The following is a 16083-nucleotide window of genomic DNA, read 5'->3' on the forward strand; positions in this document are numbered from 1 at the left end:
ATCGCGCGGCACCGCGCCGCCGACGTCGTTATCGTCCGCTCGAGTTCCCGAGCCCGGGATAATCGACGATGACCCCGTCGACGCCGGCCGCCGCGAGCTGGTCGAACTGGAGCCAGTTCGTCGCCGTCCAGGCGTTGACCGCTCGACCCGCCGCGCGGGCCGCCTCGAGCACGTCGATCTCGGGTTCCCCCGTCGAAATACCGGCGTAAGCCGTCCCGGCAAGGTCCGTCCCGACGATCGCGTTCCGCGGCGGGTGGATCGCCTCGCAGTCGTACCGGCGCGCGATCTCGAGGCCGGCCTCGAGGTCGTCCCACACCAGCGGTGCGGCGGCGTAGTCGGCGACCTCGCGCAGCGCCGCGATCGCCCCCTCGCAAAAGGACGAGAAGAGCAGTTCGCCGTCGAAGACGACGCAATCGGCGACGACGCGCTCGACGAACGGTCGCCACACCTCGCGGCGCTCGGCGCGTTCGCTCCCCGAAAGCGACTCGCCGACGCGAAGGTCCGACCGGCCGGGATTTTTCAGTTCGACGTTGAGGCCCACCGTCTCGGGAACGGCCTCGAGCACGTCCGCGAGTGTCGGCACCGCCGCGTCGGTGCCGAGGACGCGCGTCTCTCGAAGCGCCGCGAGCGGCGTCTCCCACACGAGCCCTGCGGCGTCGGTCAGCGGCCGGCCGTCGCGGGTCCCCTCGAGGCGCTCGTCGTGGACGACGACCGGGGTCCCGCAGGCAGCCGGCTGGACGTCGATCTCGAGCATCGCGGTCTCGTCGCGGTCGGCCGCTCGAGTCAGCGCCTCGATCGTGTTCTCGGGTGCGACGCCGGCGTAGCCGCGGTGAGCGATGACGGCGGGGCGTGCCATACCGGATCGACGGGGAGCCGGGTAACGAAAGCTTCGCCGTCGGCCGCGAGTCGCCGACGTGGCGCTTCCCGGCCGGTCTTTGATCCGTGTTCCCCGCGAACCGCCGCTATGACCGAGACCACGCTCGCGGACGTCGAGCGCGCACTCGACCGCGCGGACGACCTCGAGACCGAGGAGGCCGTCTCCGTCCTGCGAACGGCCCGACAGGACCTGCGGGATCTGGGAACCGACGCCGACGTGGACGAGCAGCGGCGGCAGGAACTCGAGGAGCGACTCGAGCAGCGGATCCGCGAGGTGACCGAGCGCGACGCCTACGACGGCGGGCTGGGCGCGGCGATGAACCCGACCGAGGACGACGCGCCCTGAGACGGACTCGTGTCAGTCGGTTCCGGCGCGCCCGCAGCTCGCGGTCTCTCTCGAGACGACCTTCCCCGTCGCGTGCAGAGGACCGACGAATCGAGAGCGTTCGACGGGACGTTTCGACTCCTCACTCGCGGATTTGCTCGAGTCCGTCGATCGCGTTGACACGGATCCGGGTGGAAGTTTCCGTCCGAGAACCCGGCGATATCGGCCGATCTCCGGCCCTTTTATTCGGGTGCCCTCCCGAGAGGTGCGTATGCGAATTGCACTGCTCGGCGGCACCGGCGACATCGGCGAAGGGCTCGCGCTGCGGTTTGCCCGGGACACGGACCACGAGATCCTCATCGGCTCGAGGGATCCCGAGAAGGCCCGCGACGCGGTCGCGGAATACGAAGACGAACTCGAGGCGCGCGGTGCCGACGCCGACGTCAAAGGCTTCGGCAACGAGATGGCGGCCGATCGAGCCGACGTCGTCGTCCTCAGCGTCCCGCCGTACTACGTCGGCGACACCGTCGAAGCGGTCGCCGACAGTCTCGACGCGGAGACGGTCCTCGTGACGCCCGCGGTCGGCATGCAGGGCGACGAGGACGGCCTGCACTACCACCCGCCGTCGGCGGGCAGCGTCACCGAACTCGTGGCACAGCGGGCTCCCGACGAGGTGCCGGTCGTCGGCGCGTTCCACAACCTCGCGGCCGACGCGCTGTCGAACCTCGACAACGACCTCGAGCTCGACACGCTCGTCGTCGCCGACGACTCCGACGCCGCGGAGACCGTCCTATCGCTCGCGAACGAGATCGACGGCCTGCGCGCGCTCGAGGCCGGACCGCTGGCCAACGCGGCCGAAGTCGAGAGCGTCACGCCGCTGGTCATCAACATCGCGAAGTACAACGAGGAGATGCACGACGTCGGCGTGAAGTGGCTCTAGACGGCGTCGGTTGAGACGACTAACGGCATCCCGATTCCACCCGCTCGAGAAGTACCTGCACCTCGAGCGAGTGCGCCGGACGAAACCGCCGGCGCGACCGCTCGTCGATAGCGAAAACGGGAAGAACCGACGGTGTTCGTCGTCTACGCGCCGGCCGACTCGAGGGCGTCCTCGATGTCGTTGCGCTGGGTGACGCCGACGAAGCGCTCGACGATGCCGTCGTCGTTCTCGATGATCAGCGTCGGCAGCGACCGAACCTGGTACTCGTTCGCGATATCCTGTTGCTCGTCGACGTTTACTTTCTCGACTTCGAATCGGCCCTCCCAGTCGTCCTCGAGGTCCTCGAGGATCGGGTCCTGGGTCTTGCAGGGGCCACACCAGTCTGCGTAGAAGTCCTTGAGTGTGACAGTCATGCGGTCAGCGCTAGTTGCCACGCGCTGCGCATAAGGGTTTCCCACTGCCAACAGATTGCCGTGATCGGCGACGGACTCCGGTCGAAAGGTTTAGTTTCAGGGGCCCATAGGGACGGGTATGGACAAAGGACAGAACACTGGCGGGCTGATGTCCAGTGCCGGCCTCGTCCGGTACTTCGACTCCGAGGACTCGAACGCCATCCGTATCGACCCCAAGACGGTCATCGCGTTCGGCGTCATGCTGGGCGTGCTGGTCCAGTTGCTGACGTTCGTCTCGTAACGCATCGGCTCCCTTCTTTCAGCATCGCCGGAGTAGCGAGAGCGGCGTCGAACCGTCGATCCCAGTGAGAAGCCGTCGCGAGATCGGATATCGCGATCGGATGCGTCTCGTCTCGAGGAACCGGTCGGCTCGAATCGCGTCCAAGCCGGGAAGTCGCCCAGCGGTTCGTCGTTACCGCTGGGAGTCGCGGAGGATCAGCGGTTCGATGGCGAGCGTTCGCTTGGCGACCGTCACGATTCGGATGACGTAGGCCGCGAACAGCAGAAACGGCACGAGCGTCGCCGTAAACGCCGCGCCGATCGCCCACGTGATGTTCGCCACGCCGAGCGTTCTCCCGGGGAACGTGCCCGCGTCGACGACCGTGAGCATAATACCGGCGAGGACCAGCGCCGGAATCGCCGCGTAAATTATCATCTGCGAGAGCGTGACGAGCTCCCACTCGAAGTACAGCGTCTTGACGTGCTCTCGCGCCGGCCCGAACAGGCTGAGCGACGTCTTTAGATCGTCCAGGTTGGACAGCTCTTCGCTGCTCAGGCTGTCTTCGAAATCGTTCGCGATCCGCTCGACCTGAAAGATCTTCCAGCCGTAGTTGAAGTTCAACGCGGCGAACAGGACGCTGAAGTTTCCGAACGTCGCGTCCTCGAGCTGGTCGATGACCAGTTCGGCGTTACCCACGAGGCTGTCGGTGAACTCGTCGACCTCCGCGCGGAGCCGGTCGTCGTCGTTGTCGGCGACGCCGTCGCGAAGCGCCTTCGCTCGCAGTTCGGCGACGAAGACGAGTTGGCGGAGGAACTCCGACGGATCCGCCGGGCTGGGCGACCCGATCAGTTCCTCGGTGTAATCGCGGAAGTCCATCGAGTTCTCCATCCGGTCGCGCTGCTCGCCGAGCGGACCGTTCTCCTGGGAGAGCACCAGCTGGCCGATGGTGACGACGAGCGTGGTTCCGGTGATGATCGCCCCGATCATCGTCGAGAACATCGTCTCGATGGTGTCGCCGGTCTGGAGCTGCGCGTGCAGGGGAGACGGCGTGAGAGTGACGAACACGACGAACGCGACGAACACCCCGAGCGCCAGGACGGCGGTCACCTGGAGCCGAGAGGCGGCGAGCAGGAGCCAGATTTTGAGCCGACTTTCGCCGGCGCGTTCGCGCATCGTATTGGCCGTGCTGATGTCGGAGTCGCCGGCCGTTTCGGTGTCGGAGTCGCCGGCTAACCCGCTATCAGCGTCGTCGGTGCCGCTCACAGGGATTCACCCGTCATCGGCGCCGGTGCTCGTCTCGGCGGGGCGTTTGAATACCAGATACTTGGTCCCGCCGCCCGTGTAGTCGATCGTCTCGACGAGTTCCCAGCCGTCAGCGCCGTGCTCGTTCAGCGCCGCTTGCGGGTCCTCGGCCTCCTTTTTCGTTTCGCCTCGAGACGGTCTGAGCGTCCTGTACTCCCATCGACGCGCGTCGGATCGGCTCATCTCCGGTTTGTCACACGTGTCCGAGGGCGGTAAGGATGCGGCAGGCATCTCGCGACCACCGGGCCCGACGGCGCGGCCAGTTCCGACGGCGCGACGTTTTTGACGAGCCCCTCCGTAGCCGTGGCCATGTCACTGACTGCGGGCGTCGTCGCGGTCCAGGGCGACGTCGAGGAACACGCGGCCGCCATCGAGCGCGCCGCCGCGGCCCGCGACCGCGAAGTCACCGTCCGCGAGATCCGCGAGTCGGGAATCGTCCCCGACTGCGACCTGCTGGCGATGCCCGGCGGCGAGTCGACGACCATCTCCCGACTGCTCCACAGCGAGGGGATCGCTCCCGAAATCCGAGCGCACGTCGCCGCCGGTAACCCGCTGCTCGCGACCTGCGCCGGCCTGATCGTCGCCTCGAGCGACGCCGGCGACGACCGGCTCGAGGAACTCGGCGTCCTCGACGTGAGCGTCGAACGCAACGCCTTCGGCCGGCAGAAAGACAGCTTCGAAGCGCCGCTCGCGGTCGCGGGCCTCGACGAGCCGTATCCCGCGGTGTTCATTCGCGCACCAGCCATCGATTCGGTCGGCGACGCCGAGGTCCTCGCGTCGTGGGACGACCGCCCGGTCGCCGTCCGGGACGGACCGGTCGTCGGGACCTCGTTTCACCCGGAACTGACGCCGGACAGCCGGATTCACGGACTGGCCTTCTTCGAGAACGACGACGCGGCGGTGTCGCGTCTCGAGTGATACGGTTTGCTGTACCGATTTACCGGTGGGACCGAGACTCCCCTGCGGTCCCACCGGCAATGACTTACGGTAGACCGTATGAGAGCGGTAGGCCTGCCGCTCGGAACCCGAGACGCGTCGTTCGGCGCTCGAGAGCCCACCGATCGACGGACGGTCGGCGACCGAGCAGCGAGGAGAGCCATCCCGCCGTCGGACCGGAGCCCGACTTTATTTCGTGGCGCCGCGTTGGGTGATACGGAAATGGCGAGCGAATACGACGCGGTCGATCACCAGATACGCCCCGATGACGGCACCGTTCACAGCGCGTGGGATAACGAACTCGAGCCGGTGCAGACGGTCGAGCCGGGCGACGTCGTCCGCTTTACGTGTCGAGACTCGACCGACGGACAGCTCGGCCCCGATTCGACGGTCGCCGACGTCGCCGACCTCGACGTCAGCCGCGTCCACGCGCTGACCGGGCCCGTCGCGATCGAGGGCGCCCGACCGGGCGACGTCCTCGAAGTCGAACTGCTCGACCTCGAGCACGGGGGCTGGGGCCACTCGCTGATCCTCCCGAGCGAGGCGGAGCTCGGGCTCCTGTCGGAGGAGTTCCCCGAACCGGCCCTCCACGTCTGGGACCTCGAAGACGGCGTCGCACACTTCGTCGACGGGATCGAGGTCCCGCTGGATCCCTTCCCAGGCGTCATCGGCGTCGCCCCCGACGAGGATGGCAGCCACGAGACGTTCCCGCCGCGGTCGGTCGGTGGAAACATGGACATCAAACAGCTTACGGCGGGATCGACGCTGTATCTCCCCGTCGCGGTCGACGGTGCCCTGTTCAGTATCGGCGATGGGCACGCCGCGCAGGGCGACGGCGAAGTCTGCGGGACCGGCATCGAGACGCCGACGACCGTCACCTGTCGGTTCGATCTCCGGTCGGACCTGTCGATCGACCAGCCCCAGTTCGAGACGACGGGGCCGTTCACCCCGACCGGTCGGGACGAGCCGATGTACGGGACGACGGGAATCGCGGACGACCTGCTGACGGCGACCAGAGCGGCCGTCCGAAACATGATCGACCACCTGCACGACGAGCGCGGACTCGAGCGGAGCGAGGCCTATATCCTGTGCTCTGCGGCCGTCGATCTGAAGATCAACGAGGTCGTCAACGCCCCGAATTGGGTCGTCTCCGCGTACCTTCCGGAGCGTCTCTTCCCGCCGGACCGACGGCGCTCGACGTGACGTAGTGGAGACGATTTTCGCTGGGAGACCGGTGGTACGCATTTATTCACTGGACCCGTAACCGAGCTATGCGCCGGTGTCGAACCAGCGAAACGTCGAGCGATCACCGCAAGGCGAACGTTGCGGGCAGCGAACGGAGGGGGACGCAGTGACGGACGTACCAGCGAGCGGCGTTCGTGAAGACGAATCGTCCGATCGGGGAAGAAACGAGAACGAGTCGCCTGAGACGCTTCCCGAGGGCCTCGCGCGACGGCTCTTCGACGCCTGTCCGGTCAGCACCATCGTGATCGATTCGACAGGGACGATCGCCTTTGCGAACGACCGCGCGTCGGAGACGCTCGGGCTCGAGCGCGAGGAACTCGTCGGCCGACCGTACGGCCCGTCCGAGTGGGACATCTACGACGACGACGGGACGCCCGTCTCCGCGGACGACCACGCCGTCACGCGCGTCTTCGAGACGGGAGTACCAGAGTTCGGGTTCGAACACTGGATCCGACTCCCGGACGGAGCCGAGCGGTGGATCTCGAGCAACGTCGCACCGCTGTTCGACGGCGACGGCGGCGTCGAGTACGCGGTCGTCGCGTTCGAGGACGTGACGTCGTTGAAGCGACGCGAGAATCGGCTCACCAGCGACCGCGTCAGACTGCTCGAGTTCCGCACGGGCGAGTCGGCGGTCCCTCCCTCGCTTCGCGTCGAGGACGGTGAAACGCGAATCGAAATCGACTCCGTCCTCTCGCTACCTGACGGCACGACCGTCCAGTACATGGGAACGGCGGACCTCGCCGCGAGCGACTTCGTCACCGCCGTCGAAGAGGTCCCCCACTACCTCGACGTGCGGTTGCTCAGTTCGGTCGGCGGCCACAGTCGAGTCGAAGCCCACTCGGAATCGGAGACGGTCGCCCACGTGTTCTCGTTGCTCGGCGGCCGTCCCCGCGAGATCGTCATCGCTCCCGACGAGGTCAGGTTCCGCGGCGAACTCCCCGGCGACGTGGACCACCGAACGGCTGCGGACGAGATTCGGCGGTTCCACGACTCGGTCGAACTGGTGTCCGAAGAACTCGTCTACTCGCCGTCGCTGCTGTACGACATCGTCGCCGATGCGCTCACCGACCGGCAGTTGACCACGCTCGATGCCGCGTACTTCAGCGGGTACTTCGATACACCGCGGGCGAGCACCGGTGACGAGTTGGCGAACCGATTCGGCGTCACCCGCCAGACCTTCAATCAGCACCTCCGTAAAGCGGAGCGAACCGTCTTCCAGCACCTCTTCGAGAAGTCCGGTGCTGAGGGACGCTGACTAGTCAGTGCCACCCCTTAGGATGACGGCTGTGATACTACGTCGCAATGAACGATAAGACGGCCCACACCGGTGCCGCTTCATCCCGACCGGTCGATGCTGACAGTTCGGGATACGATCCCATTACGGAAACGTTCCACAGTCGATTCGATGGCGGGTCCGACGCGCTCGTCGCGATCGTCGAAACCGTGGCGTCCGCGACGAATCGTGAGCTCGCCTCGATGTCACCGCTCTACGAGACCGTCGATCCCGAGGCGCTCATCGACATCGTGACGTCCGCTCGAGACCGCCCCATCGACGTTTCCTTTTCGTACGAGGGCTGTCGGGTGGCCGTCTCGAGCGGCGGACACGTCGTCGTCGAACCGTCGGAGAACTGAACGCGGCCGCACTCCGTCGTTCGGTCGAACGCCGAATTGCGACACCGTGGTACCGTCCGGTTCCCCGTCCACTCACGCCGTCTCGAGTTCGAGCGACGGGTCTGACCGCCGCTCGCAGCCGACACTCCCACTCACGCGGCCGTGTTCGGTGGTTTTCATCCGCGCGCCGGCCGTCGACGACCTCGCCGGCGGCTCCGTAGCGGCTCCGTGCATGCATTCGCGACCGGACCTGTTTTCTCCCTCCTTCCCCACGGTACGGGTATGCAGGCATCCATCGACGCGGTTCGCGTCGCGGGGACCCCCCAGGGACCGGTCCCGGTGGTCGTCCTGGCCGTCGACGGCGAGGACGACGTCGTGCCGATCTTCATCGGCTTCAGCGAGGCGACGAGCATCGCCCGCGGGCTCGAGGCCGAGGATATCGGACGACCGCTGACGCACGATCTGTTGCTCGACGTCATGGAGGAACTGGGCAGTCGGATCGACCGCGTCGTCGTCAACGAAATCGAGGAACGCGGAGACGGACAGGGGGGGACCTACATCGCCGACCTCCACCTCGAGACGGCCCGCGGCGAGACGGTCGTCGACGCCCGGCCGAGCGATTCGCTCGCGCTTGCGGCCCGGACGAACGCGCCGATCGAGGTCACCGAGTCGGTCTTCGAGGACGGCCGGGACGACAGCGAGAAGTTCGACGAACTCGAAGACATCCGCGACGTGTCGGGTGAGATGTAGATGGACGAGACGCTCGAGGAACTGTTCGCCGTGATCGAAGACCGGAAGGAAACGCTGCCCGAGGACTCCTACACCGCGTCGCTGTTCACCCACGAGAAGGGCGAGAACGAAGTGTTAGAGAAACTCGGCGAGGAGACGACCGAACTCGTGTTAGCCGCGAAAGACGACGACCGCGAGGAGATCGCCCACGAGGGGGCCGACATCGTCTACCACCTGCTCGTGTTGCTCTCCATGAAAGACATGGAACTGTCGGATCTCGAGGCGGCACTCGAGGCGCGGCGCTAGCGGCCGCAATCGACCGCGACCCCGGCGTTCACGGTCGTCGCTCCGCCGCACACATTCGCCGCCGCTTGCATTCGCTGTCGCTTGCATTCGCCGCGAGTAGCTTGAATCGGCTGGGCAGTAAAGACACGGGTGATGGCGCTCCAACAACTCCAGAACGCGCATTCGGACGAGCAGATGCAGGAGTGTATCGACAACTGCCTCGAGGCCGCCCAGGTCTGCGAGTGGTGTGCGGACGCCTGTGCTGGCGAGGGGGAAGGAATGGCTCGCTGCATCCGGCTCTGCCGGGACGTGGCCGACATCGCGTCGCTGCACGCGCGATTCATGGCGCGAAACTCGGGCTACCACCAGGAGCTGGGCGAGCTCTGTGCCGATCTCTGCGAGGAGTGCGCTGAGGAGTGCGAACAACACGATCACGACCACTGTCAGGCCTGTGCGGAGGTCCTGCCGAAGTGCGCCGAAAGCTGTCGGGAGATGGCGTCCGCCTAAGACGACGCGCCGAGTTGCCCGAAACGGAACGCGAGCGATCCCGACACACCGGACCTATTTTTCGAAGCGATCAGTTGCTGACCGCGGCACCGACGGCACCGGCGACCGCGCTCTCGAGCGCCATCACGATCGAGATCGTGACCGCGAGCAGGAAGATACCGATCCCGGCAGCGCCGGAAATCGCCCCGCCGAGCGGTCCGAGCGCGAGGCCCGCGAGACCGACGGCGACGGCGAGGAGCAGGCCGCCGATGATCCCGCCGAGCGAACCCGCGAGCAGCCCGTGCCAGACGCCGCTACCGATACCGCCGCCGGCCATGTAGCCGGCGACGAAGCCGCCGAGCAGCCCGGCGGCGAGCTGGCCGACGCCCGGAACGACGAGGCCGACGATTCCGAAGACGGTCGCGACGAGAAAGCCGACGAAGACGGCGCGCCAGTTTGTCATGCTAGATCGAAGGACAGCGACGGGGATAAGTTCGCGGCGGACAACGAACGACCTTTTATGACCGCGCGTCCTACTCGTGACTATGATTTTCGAAGACCTTCCGACAACGCCCACGTCGGAAGAGCTGATCGACAAGGCGTTTTCGCGGGCGGCGCGGGCCGGCAAGGCCAAGGGCGGCCTCGAGGCCCAGCAGTCGATGCTCCAGACGGCGGCCAACATCATCTCGGACAACCTCGAGAACGTCGTCACGGCGTGGCCGGACTTCGAGTACGAGGACGACGTCCATCCGTTCTACTACGAGCTGGCCGACGCGATCGTCGACGTGGACAAACTCCGACAGGCGCTGTCGGAAGTGATGTGGGCCAGCCGGAAGGCCCGCGAGATCCACGAGGAGTACCAGCCCCGACTGCGGAAGACCGACGTGGACACGGCGCGAAAGCACCGCAAGCAGGCCTTCGCCCGGCTCGCCGACATCGTCGAGCAGGTCGACGACCACCTGCTATACATCAACAAATCGCGCAACGACCTGCGCGACCTGCCGGAGATCAATCCGGACGAACCGACGATCGTCGTCGCCGGCTACCCGAACGTCGGCAAGTCCTCGTTCGTCAACGACATCACGAACGCCCGCGGCGAGACCGCGTCCTACCCCTTCACGACGAAGGGGATCGGCGTCGGGCACTTCGAGCGCGACCACATCCGCTACCAGATCGTCGACACTCCCGGACTGCTCGACCGCCCGCCGCAGGATCGCAACGAGATCGAGTCGCAGGCGGTCAGCGCCATCGAGCACCTCGCCGACTGCATGCTCGTCATGGTCGATCCGACCGGCGAGTGTGGGTATCCGATCGGCCCGCAACTCGAGCTTCGGGACTCGATCTCGGCCCAGTTCGAGGACATCCCCGTGTTCACGATCGCGAACAAGGAAGACCGGTTCGAGGACGGCGATCTGACCGAGGAGATCGCGGCCGATTTCACCATGAGCGTCGAGACCGGCGCGAACGTCGAAACGGTCGTCGACGCCACCGTCGAGGCGATCGGCTACGAGCCCGAGTTGCCGTTCGACGGATAGCGGTTGTCACACCCTCGTACAGCGGGCTCGGAGAATTACCCATGATCGCGATCGAACCCGAGACCCCGCGATGAGGGGACCGGGTATCCTCTGGCTGCTCCAGACCGCCGCGGGACTCTCGATGGCAGGACCGATGTTCGTCGTCGGCGTCGGATACCTTCGGAGCGGGCAGCTCGTCGGCGGGATCGGGTTTCTGGCGCTCGGCGCGGCGACGCTCTACTTCCCGACGTATCTCGTCAACCGGATCGGCGGTCCGAGGACGTGGCTTCGGCGACGGATCGGTCGCACCGGCTGCGACAGCACCGCTACCGGGTCTGACGCCGATTCCGAGTCCGATTCCGGCTCCGAATCTCGACGCTCGAGGATTCTCGATCGGTTTCGGCGATAGCGGGTGGCGAACCGTCGGTCTCGTCAGTATCGAGTCACGGGTTGGGGACGGCATCCGAACGGGTTACTGACTGCAAGCGAGTCGCGAATCCGCAACGGCTACCGCCTGAGGATTTCGACGTACCTGATCTCGACCGAGACCGGCTGATCGGCGTGGTCGTTGATCCGTTCGTGGAGTATATCGGCCAGTTCGGGCGCCGACTCGCCCGGCGGGCCGCCGATCGTCACGACTACTCGCTCCGGATTCCTGAACGGATAGTTGTCGTCCATCACGACCTCGAACTCGAGCAGTTCGTAGCTTTCGTATTGCCCGTCCGTGAGGACCGTCTCCACCTCATCGCGGGCGTCCTGTTCGAAGTTCCCCGCCTCGTAGGAGGCGTAGGTGATCCCGCCGAGGAACACCGCGAAGACGAGGACGATAACGACGAGTCCGACGATCCGCTGGCGGAGGCGCTGTTCCGTCTCCCCCATCTGGAACAGGTTCTCCGGTCGGTAGCCGGCGTACCACAGCGTCAACAGGCCCGCCAGGTTCACCGACAGCAGGTTGACGAGGACGAGGACCGTCGCACCGATCGCGGCCGTCGGTTGTCCCCACGCGAGCGTGATCCCCGCGACGCCGGCGGGCGGAATCAACGCCGCCGCGATCATCACGCCGACGAGCGCGACGGAGGTTCCCGTCGCGATGCTGACGACTCCCGCGACGCCCGCGCCGAGGGCGATCGCGAGCGACAGCAAGTCGGGCGCGAGCCGTTCGGAGATCTCGCCGACGCTCGAGAGGACGAGGTCGGGCGGGACGATGTTCATCGACCGTACCAGAACCGCGAAGATCGCCGCCGCCCCGATCGCGACCACGACGCCGAGGATCTGGTAGGTGATGCTCTCGATGAACAGCTCCTCGTCGTCGATCACCGTGCCGACGCTGGCCCCAAGCGCCGGCCCGATCAGCGGCGCGATCACCATCGAGCCGACGACGACCGCGGGCGAGTCCAACAGCAGTCCCGCGGTCGCGACCACGGCGCTGATGACCGTCATCACCACGTAGACGGGAAAGCTCGGCGTCAGATCGTCGGCCTCCGCCTGCAGCTCCTGGCGCGAGATGCGGTCCGATCCGACGTCGCCTTCCTCGTACTCCTCGCGTAGTGCCTGGAACCGCCGGGAGATCACCGTCTCCGCGTCGACGACGACCGTGTAGGCGTCCTCGTCGACGCCGGCCGCCTGAATCTCGTCGAGCACCGGTTCGACGGCCGCGTCCGGTAACGGAAAGTAGACGACCGCCGTGTACTCCCGACTGCCGGTCTCGTCGGTCACGACGTAGTCGATCTCCCGCTCGTCGAGCGTCTCGAGGATCGTCTCTCGCTTCCCCGTCGGTACCGTCAACTGTACGAGCCGCACGTGTCCGTCTGAGACTGCGGGGGATCATAACTCCGGGGCATCCCGTTCCGCCGGGGCGGACGTTCCGCCTCGAGGGGATCGAATCGTTTCGCCGTTTTCTTATAGTGATTTCTGGGAGTGTGCGTATGATACGGCGTCTCGCCTCGGTAGCCGGTGCGGTGATACTGGTCTTCGCCGGTGGCCTCCTCGCAGTCGTCGGGCGCGACGTTCTCACCGATCCCGTCACCGCGACGGTCGTCGCCGGTCTCGTCCTCGCGTCGCTCCTGTGGATCACCGGCAGCCTCACCGATTCGGTCTCGATCGGTCAACTGGCCGTGCCGTGGAACGCATTCGTCGGAGCGGCAAACGTCGTCCTGTCGGTTACCGTCGTTCTCTCGACGGTCCGATCCGCCGTCGTCACCGGTGCCGAGAGCGCCTGGTTTATCGCCGCGGCGATGATCGCCGGCGGCGTCTCGCTGTCATGGCTGGGCGCCCAGATCGCCTTCGACAGCCGCCACGTCGACCTCGAGTCGACGCCCTCGAGCGGACGAGTGCTCGCCGTCGCGTTGCTCGTCGCCGGGGCGTTCGGCCTCGGATTGCTCGCGGGGAGGGTGGTGTAGCGGCCCGTCCGCGCGTGGGCGAGTGTGATTTCGGGACGAGGCGAGCGTTCGGCCCCCGTTCAGTGTATATAAAGGGACGAGGTGCCTACACCGGCGTATGTTCGATACTCGCCCCAATCGAGGGGCCGAAATCGCCCTCGTCGGCCGCTCGAACGTGGGCAAATCCACGCTCATGCGCGAGCTGACCGGCCACAGCTTCGACACCGGCGGCAAACCCGGCGTCACCCGCTCGCCCAACCACTACGACTGGGCCCCGGAGGACTTCGTCATCACCGACCTCCCAGGCTTCGGATTCATGAGCGGCGTCGACGAAGAGCACCGCGAGCAGATCAAGACCGACATCGTCCACTACCTCGAGGAGTACGCCGACAACGTCCTCGTCGCGATTCTCGTCGTCGACGGCAAGAGCGTCATCGACATCATCGACCGCCACTCCGGCCCCGACGAAATCCCCTACGACGTCGAGATGTTCCACTTCCTGCGCGATCTCGACGTTCCGACGATCGTCGCCGTCAACAAGATGGACAAGGTCGACGACGAGGACGAGCGACTCGACGCCCTCTGCGACCGCCTCGGCCTCTACCCGCCCTGGAAGCAGTGGCAAGACACCGTCGCCCCCATCAGCGCGAAGAAGGGACAACTCGAGCCGCTGAACGAGGCCGTTCGGAGCCATCTGCACGAGCAGAATAGGGACGATCTGTTCAAGTTCTTCTAACGACCTTTTGCCGAGGGACGTCGCGCGTGCGGCAGCGTCCCTCGGCAAAAGGTCGATCAAAAGCACTCCTCCCTCCTCTCCACTCACTTCGTTCGTTCCGAGTCGGTCGTCGGCCCGCTCGCTTACCCCGTCTCACGGCCTTCGGCCGTTCGACTGTTCGCGGCGCGTAGCGCCGCGCACGGCTTCGCTCGCGGTCGAAACAGGGGAAACGCCTGCCCTTCCCCGGATCGCGCGACTCTCGCAGTCGCTCGAGCCGCGCTCTCGGCCATGTTACGTCAGAGACACCGTCAGACCACGCGGTTGTGGAACTCCTCGCCGTCTTCGATTCGGTGGACGTTCTCGCGAACGATATCGCCCACGTCCCGGAAATAGTCCCGCGTGTACGCGGCGCAGTGGGGTGAGACGATCACCTCGTCCATCCCCCACAGCGGCGACTCCTCGGGTAACGGCTCCTCCTCGAAGACGTCCAGGGCCGCCCCCGCGAGGGTATCCGCCTCGAGGGCGTCGATCAGCGCCGGTTCGTCGACCACCGGCCCTCGAGCGACGTTCACGAAATACGCGTCGTCGCGCATCGCATCGAACGCCTCGTCGTCGAAGCGGTGGTAGGTCTCGTCGGTCAGCGGCACCGTAACGATCACGAACTCCGCCGCTTCGATCGCTTCGAACAACCGGTCGGTCGCGTAGATCTCGTCGAAGCCGGGAACCGGATCGCCGGAGCGGCGGACCCCCGTCACGCGGACGCCCAGCGCGCCCAGCGTTTCCGCGACGCCGCGACCGAGCGTGCCGGTGCCGACGACGCAGGCCGTCGAGCCCGGGAGGGTAAAGGCCTCGTCCCACTCCGGCCGCTCCCACCGCCGTTCGTGCTGGTTCGCGACGTGGTCGTGGAGCCGTCGAGCGAACATGAGCAGGTAGCCCGCGACCGTCTCGCCGACGGTCCGGTCGTGAATGCCCGTGCTGTTCGTGAGGACGACGCCGCGCTCCTCGAGTTGGTCGAACGGAAATCGGTCGACGCCGGCCTGAATCGAGTGGATCCACTCCAGATCGAGGAACGCCTCCCGATACTCGAGGGTGACGACCGCGTCGTAGGCCGCGATCCCGTCGTCGACGACCTCGACCTCGATCGGGAGGTCGGCGAGGTGCGTCGCGAGCTCCCCCGGCGGAAAGACGTCGCGGACCGACTCGTGGATGCCCAGACTGTCGACCGGCGACTCGAGTTGGGTGCTCATGCACGCCGCTACGAACGACCGAAGATTGAACCTTTGGTCGGTTTCGGCACGGAAGCCGATCTCGCGGACGGATTTTCTGACTCGGAGAGCGCCCTTTCGTATTGATATACCACTGGTCGTACCGTTCGGGTATGCAACGACGAGGGGACGCCGTCGCGAACGGCGAACGCGGGATCGGAACGAGTCGCGTCACTCGACGGCGCACGCTGATCGGGGTCGGGACGCTGGCCGTTACCGGGTTGGCCGGATGCTCGGCCGCGGCGAACGAGAGACTCGAGGACGTGACCGTCTTCAACGAGACGGACGAGCCGATCGACGGGACGATCGAAATCGCCGGTCCGGACGGCGAGATCGCCCTGTCGGACGCGTTCGATCTCGCATCGCGGGACGAGGAAGGCGACGGGGACTCGAACGCGTCGGCGGCGTACGAGCGGGTCTGGGGAGTCGTCGGCGACTACGAGGTTTCCGTCGACCTGGCTGACGGATTCGACGTCGCCGGGAAAACGCGTGCGAACGAAACGGTGACGATCGAGGACACCGATAGCGCACTGCTCGCCGTCGTTCTCGGCTCGGACGACCGCGAAGACGAGATCGGTTTCGCCGTCGGAGAACGCTGGAGCGACTTCGATCGGTAGTCGCGGTACGGCCACCGCGGAGACTCATCCGTCGCGTCACATCGGATTCCGCGGGATCGAAGGAGATGCGTCTCCGAGGCGCTGAGACGGTGGCTCAGTGAAAGCTATCATCACAAGGGGCTAAGCGGGGGTAACTCTCGTCATCGCCACCGATCGATACTACCCCCGTCGAACGCAAAAGCCTCAC

General features: G+C 66.2%; 22 protein-coding genes. 15 read left to right on the forward strand and 7 right to left on the reverse strand.

Annotation, left to right across the window (positions count from 1 at the left end):
* Nucleotides 1-28: 28 nt before the first annotated feature.
* Entirely contained in the window at nt 29-856 is an 828-nt protein-coding gene (locus AC0QDI_RS17355; protein WP_474670403.1) for a glycerophosphodiester phosphodiesterase, read from the reverse strand.
* Between the two features lie 108 nt (nt 857-964).
* Between AC0QDI_RS17355 and AC0QDI_RS17360 the strand changes: the two genes are divergently transcribed.
* Nucleotides 965-1222: a hypothetical protein gene (locus AC0QDI_RS17360; RefSeq protein WP_474670404.1), complete on the forward strand. Its 258-nt coding sequence runs from the start codon at nt 965-967 to the stop codon at nt 1220-1222.
* A 250-nt stretch (nt 1223-1472) separates the two neighbouring features.
* Nucleotides 1473-2141, forward strand: coding sequence for an NADPH-dependent F420 reductase (npdG, locus tag AC0QDI_RS17365; protein ID WP_474670406.1), 669 nt, complete (start codon nt 1473-1475; stop codon nt 2139-2141).
* Nucleotides 2142-2284: 143 nt separating this feature from the next.
* On the opposite strand, the gene AC0QDI_RS17370 is transcribed toward npdG, so the two are convergent.
* Entirely contained in the window at nt 2285-2554 is a 270-nt protein-coding gene (locus AC0QDI_RS17370) for a thioredoxin family protein (RefSeq protein ID WP_098725315.1), read from the reverse strand.
* Nucleotides 2555-2672: 118 nt separating this feature from the next.
* Here AC0QDI_RS17370 and AC0QDI_RS17375 point away from each other — a divergent pair, with 118 nt between their 5' ends.
* Nucleotides 2673-2834 (forward strand): preprotein translocase subunit Sec61beta, encoded by a 162-nt coding sequence (locus AC0QDI_RS17375; protein ID WP_097379553.1) that lies wholly within the window; start codon nt 2673-2675, stop codon nt 2832-2834.
* Nucleotides 2835-3005: 171 nt separating this feature from the next.
* On the opposite strand, the gene AC0QDI_RS17380 is transcribed toward AC0QDI_RS17375, so the two are convergent.
* Together AC0QDI_RS17380 and AC0QDI_RS17385 are read right to left on the reverse strand one after the other, a co-directional pair.
* Complete coding sequence (locus tag AC0QDI_RS17380; protein WP_474670408.1) at nt 3006-4076, reverse strand: DUF7972 family membrane protein; 1071 nt, start codon at nt 4074-4076, stop codon at nt 3006-3008.
* Nucleotides 4077-4082: 6 nt separating this feature from the next.
* Nucleotides 4083-4298: a DUF4177 domain-containing protein gene (locus tag AC0QDI_RS17385; RefSeq protein WP_474670586.1), complete on the reverse strand. Its 216-nt coding sequence runs from the start codon at nt 4296-4298 to the stop codon at nt 4083-4085.
* A gap of 126 nt (nt 4299-4424) precedes the next feature.
* Between AC0QDI_RS17385 and pdxT the strand changes: the two genes are divergently transcribed.
* The 7 genes from pdxT to AC0QDI_RS17420 all read left to right on the forward strand — a co-directional run bounded on the left by pdxT (nt 4425) and on the right by AC0QDI_RS17420 (nt 9428).
* A complete protein-coding gene (gene pdxT / locus AC0QDI_RS17390) occupies nt 4425-5033 on the forward strand; it encodes a pyridoxal 5'-phosphate synthase glutaminase subunit PdxT (protein ID WP_474670410.1) in 609 nt (202 codons plus the stop codon).
* A 240-nt stretch (nt 5034-5273) separates the two neighbouring features.
* On the forward strand, nt 5274-6254 hold the full coding sequence (locus tag AC0QDI_RS17395; RefSeq protein WP_474670412.1) for an acetamidase/formamidase family protein: 981 nt from the start codon (nt 5274-5276) through the stop codon (nt 6252-6254).
* Between the two features lie 148 nt (nt 6255-6402).
* Nucleotides 6403-7551 carry a helix-turn-helix domain-containing protein gene (locus tag AC0QDI_RS17400; RefSeq protein WP_474670414.1) on the forward strand — a complete coding sequence of 383 codons (1149 nt, stop codon included), beginning with the start codon at nt 6403-6405 and terminating at the stop codon, nt 7549-7551.
* 47 nt (nt 7552-7598) lie between these two features.
* Nucleotides 7599-7928 (forward strand): HalOD1 output domain-containing protein, encoded by a 330-nt coding sequence (locus AC0QDI_RS17405; protein ID WP_474670416.1) that lies wholly within the window; start codon nt 7599-7601, stop codon nt 7926-7928.
* Between the two features lie 261 nt (nt 7929-8189).
* Nucleotides 8190-8657, forward strand: a complete 468-nt coding sequence (locus AC0QDI_RS17410) for a bifunctional nuclease family protein (RefSeq protein WP_474670418.1) — start codon at nt 8190-8192, stop codon at nt 8655-8657.
* Entirely contained in the window at nt 8658-8942 is a 285-nt protein-coding gene (gene hisE / locus AC0QDI_RS17415) for a phosphoribosyl-ATP diphosphatase (RefSeq protein WP_474670420.1), read from the forward strand. It abuts the gene before it with no gap.
* A 132-nt stretch (nt 8943-9074) separates the two neighbouring features.
* The gene (locus AC0QDI_RS17420; protein WP_474670422.1) at nt 9075-9428 is read left to right on the forward strand and encodes a four-helix bundle copper-binding protein; all 354 of its coding nucleotides are present in this window, start codon (nt 9075-9077) and stop codon (nt 9426-9428) included.
* A 70-nt stretch (nt 9429-9498) separates the two neighbouring features.
* Here the strand turns inward: AC0QDI_RS17420 and AC0QDI_RS17425 are convergent, their stop codons facing one another.
* Nucleotides 9499-9870 (reverse strand): DUF5518 domain-containing protein, encoded by a 372-nt coding sequence (locus AC0QDI_RS17425; protein WP_474670424.1) that lies wholly within the window; start codon nt 9868-9870, stop codon nt 9499-9501.
* Between the two features lie 82 nt (nt 9871-9952).
* On the opposite strand from AC0QDI_RS17425, the gene AC0QDI_RS17430 reads away from it, so the two are divergent.
* Both AC0QDI_RS17430 and AC0QDI_RS17435 read left to right on the forward strand, forming a co-directional pair.
* A complete protein-coding gene (locus AC0QDI_RS17430) occupies nt 9953-10942 on the forward strand; it encodes an NOG1 family protein (RefSeq protein WP_474670426.1) in 990 nt (329 codons plus the stop codon).
* A gap of 70 nt (nt 10943-11012) precedes the next feature.
* On the forward strand, nt 11013-11330 hold the full coding sequence (locus AC0QDI_RS17435; protein ID WP_474670428.1) for a hypothetical protein: 318 nt from the start codon (nt 11013-11015) through the stop codon (nt 11328-11330).
* Between the two features lie 98 nt (nt 11331-11428).
* Here AC0QDI_RS17435 and AC0QDI_RS17440 read toward each other — a convergent pair whose 3' ends face one another.
* Nucleotides 11429-12721: a TIGR00341 family protein gene (locus AC0QDI_RS17440; protein WP_474670430.1), complete on the reverse strand. Its 1293-nt coding sequence runs from the start codon at nt 12719-12721 to the stop codon at nt 11429-11431.
* A 125-nt stretch (nt 12722-12846) separates the two neighbouring features.
* Here AC0QDI_RS17440 and AC0QDI_RS17445 point away from each other — a divergent pair, with 125 nt between their 5' ends.
* Nucleotides 12847-13320 carry a DUF7994 family protein gene (locus AC0QDI_RS17445; RefSeq protein WP_474670432.1) on the forward strand — a complete coding sequence of 158 codons (474 nt, stop codon included), beginning with the start codon at nt 12847-12849 and terminating at the stop codon, nt 13318-13320.
* Between the two features lie 97 nt (nt 13321-13417).
* Complete coding sequence (engB, locus tag AC0QDI_RS17450; RefSeq protein ID WP_474670434.1) at nt 13418-14035, forward strand: GTP-binding protein EngB; 618 nt, start codon at nt 13418-13420, stop codon at nt 14033-14035.
* A gap of 287 nt (nt 14036-14322) precedes the next feature.
* On the opposite strand, the gene ddh is transcribed toward engB, so the two are convergent.
* Nucleotides 14323-15261 (reverse strand): D-2-hydroxyacid dehydrogenase, encoded by a 939-nt coding sequence (gene ddh, locus AC0QDI_RS17455; RefSeq protein WP_474670436.1) that lies wholly within the window; start codon nt 15259-15261, stop codon nt 14323-14325.
* Nucleotides 15262-15392: 131 nt separating this feature from the next.
* Here ddh and AC0QDI_RS17460 point away from each other — a divergent pair, with 131 nt between their 5' ends.
* On the forward strand, nt 15393-15896 hold the full coding sequence (locus AC0QDI_RS17460) for a hypothetical protein (RefSeq protein WP_474670438.1): 504 nt from the start codon (nt 15393-15395) through the stop codon (nt 15894-15896).
* The last annotated feature ends 187 nt before the right edge of the window (nt 15897-16083 follow it).

This window comes from Natrinema sp. LJW11 (assembly GCF_056135975.1).

Coding starts and splice junctions, on each gene's coding strand:
- AC0QDI_RS17355 (WP_474670403.1), bottom strand. CDS start 856: ATGGCACGCCCCGCCGTCATCGCTCACCGCGGCTACGCCGGCGTCGCA.
- AC0QDI_RS17360 (WP_474670404.1), top strand. CDS start 965: ATGACCGAGACCACGCTCGCGGACGTCGAGCGCGCACTCGACCGCGCG.
- npdG (WP_474670406.1), top strand. CDS start 1,473: ATGCGAATTGCACTGCTCGGCGGCACCGGCGACATCGGCGAAGGGCTC.
- AC0QDI_RS17370 (WP_098725315.1), bottom strand. CDS start 2,554: ATGACTGTCACACTCAAGGACTTCTACGCAGACTGGTGTGGCCCCTGC.
- AC0QDI_RS17375 (WP_097379553.1), top strand. CDS start 2,673: ATGGACAAAGGACAGAACACTGGCGGGCTGATGTCCAGTGCCGGCCTC.
- AC0QDI_RS17385 (WP_474670586.1), bottom strand. CDS start 4,298: ATGAGCCGATCCGACGCGCGTCGATGGGAGTACAGGACGCTCAGACCG.
- pdxT (WP_474670410.1), top strand. CDS start 4,425: ATGTCACTGACTGCGGGCGTCGTCGCGGTCCAGGGCGACGTCGAGGAA.
- AC0QDI_RS17395 (WP_474670412.1), top strand. CDS start 5,274: ATGGCGAGCGAATACGACGCGGTCGATCACCAGATACGCCCCGATGAC.
- AC0QDI_RS17405 (WP_474670416.1), top strand. CDS start 7,599: ATGAACGATAAGACGGCCCACACCGGTGCCGCTTCATCCCGACCGGTC.
- AC0QDI_RS17410 (WP_474670418.1), top strand. CDS start 8,190: ATGCAGGCATCCATCGACGCGGTTCGCGTCGCGGGGACCCCCCAGGGA.
- hisE (WP_474670420.1), top strand. CDS start 8,658: ATGGACGAGACGCTCGAGGAACTGTTCGCCGTGATCGAAGACCGGAAG.
- AC0QDI_RS17420 (WP_474670422.1), top strand. CDS start 9,075: ATGGCGCTCCAACAACTCCAGAACGCGCATTCGGACGAGCAGATGCAG.
- AC0QDI_RS17425 (WP_474670424.1), bottom strand. CDS start 9,870: ATGACAAACTGGCGCGCCGTCTTCGTCGGCTTTCTCGTCGCGACCGTC.
- AC0QDI_RS17430 (WP_474670426.1), top strand. CDS start 9,953: ATGATTTTCGAAGACCTTCCGACAACGCCCACGTCGGAAGAGCTGATC.
- AC0QDI_RS17435 (WP_474670428.1), top strand. CDS start 11,013: ATGAGGGGACCGGGTATCCTCTGGCTGCTCCAGACCGCCGCGGGACTC.
- AC0QDI_RS17445 (WP_474670432.1), top strand. CDS start 12,847: ATGATACGGCGTCTCGCCTCGGTAGCCGGTGCGGTGATACTGGTCTTC.
- engB (WP_474670434.1), top strand. CDS start 13,418: ATGTTCGATACTCGCCCCAATCGAGGGGCCGAAATCGCCCTCGTCGGC.
- ddh (WP_474670436.1), bottom strand. CDS start 15,261: ATGAGCACCCAACTCGAGTCGCCGGTCGACAGTCTGGGCATCCACGAG.
- AC0QDI_RS17460 (WP_474670438.1), top strand. CDS start 15,393: ATGCAACGACGAGGGGACGCCGTCGCGAACGGCGAACGCGGGATCGGA.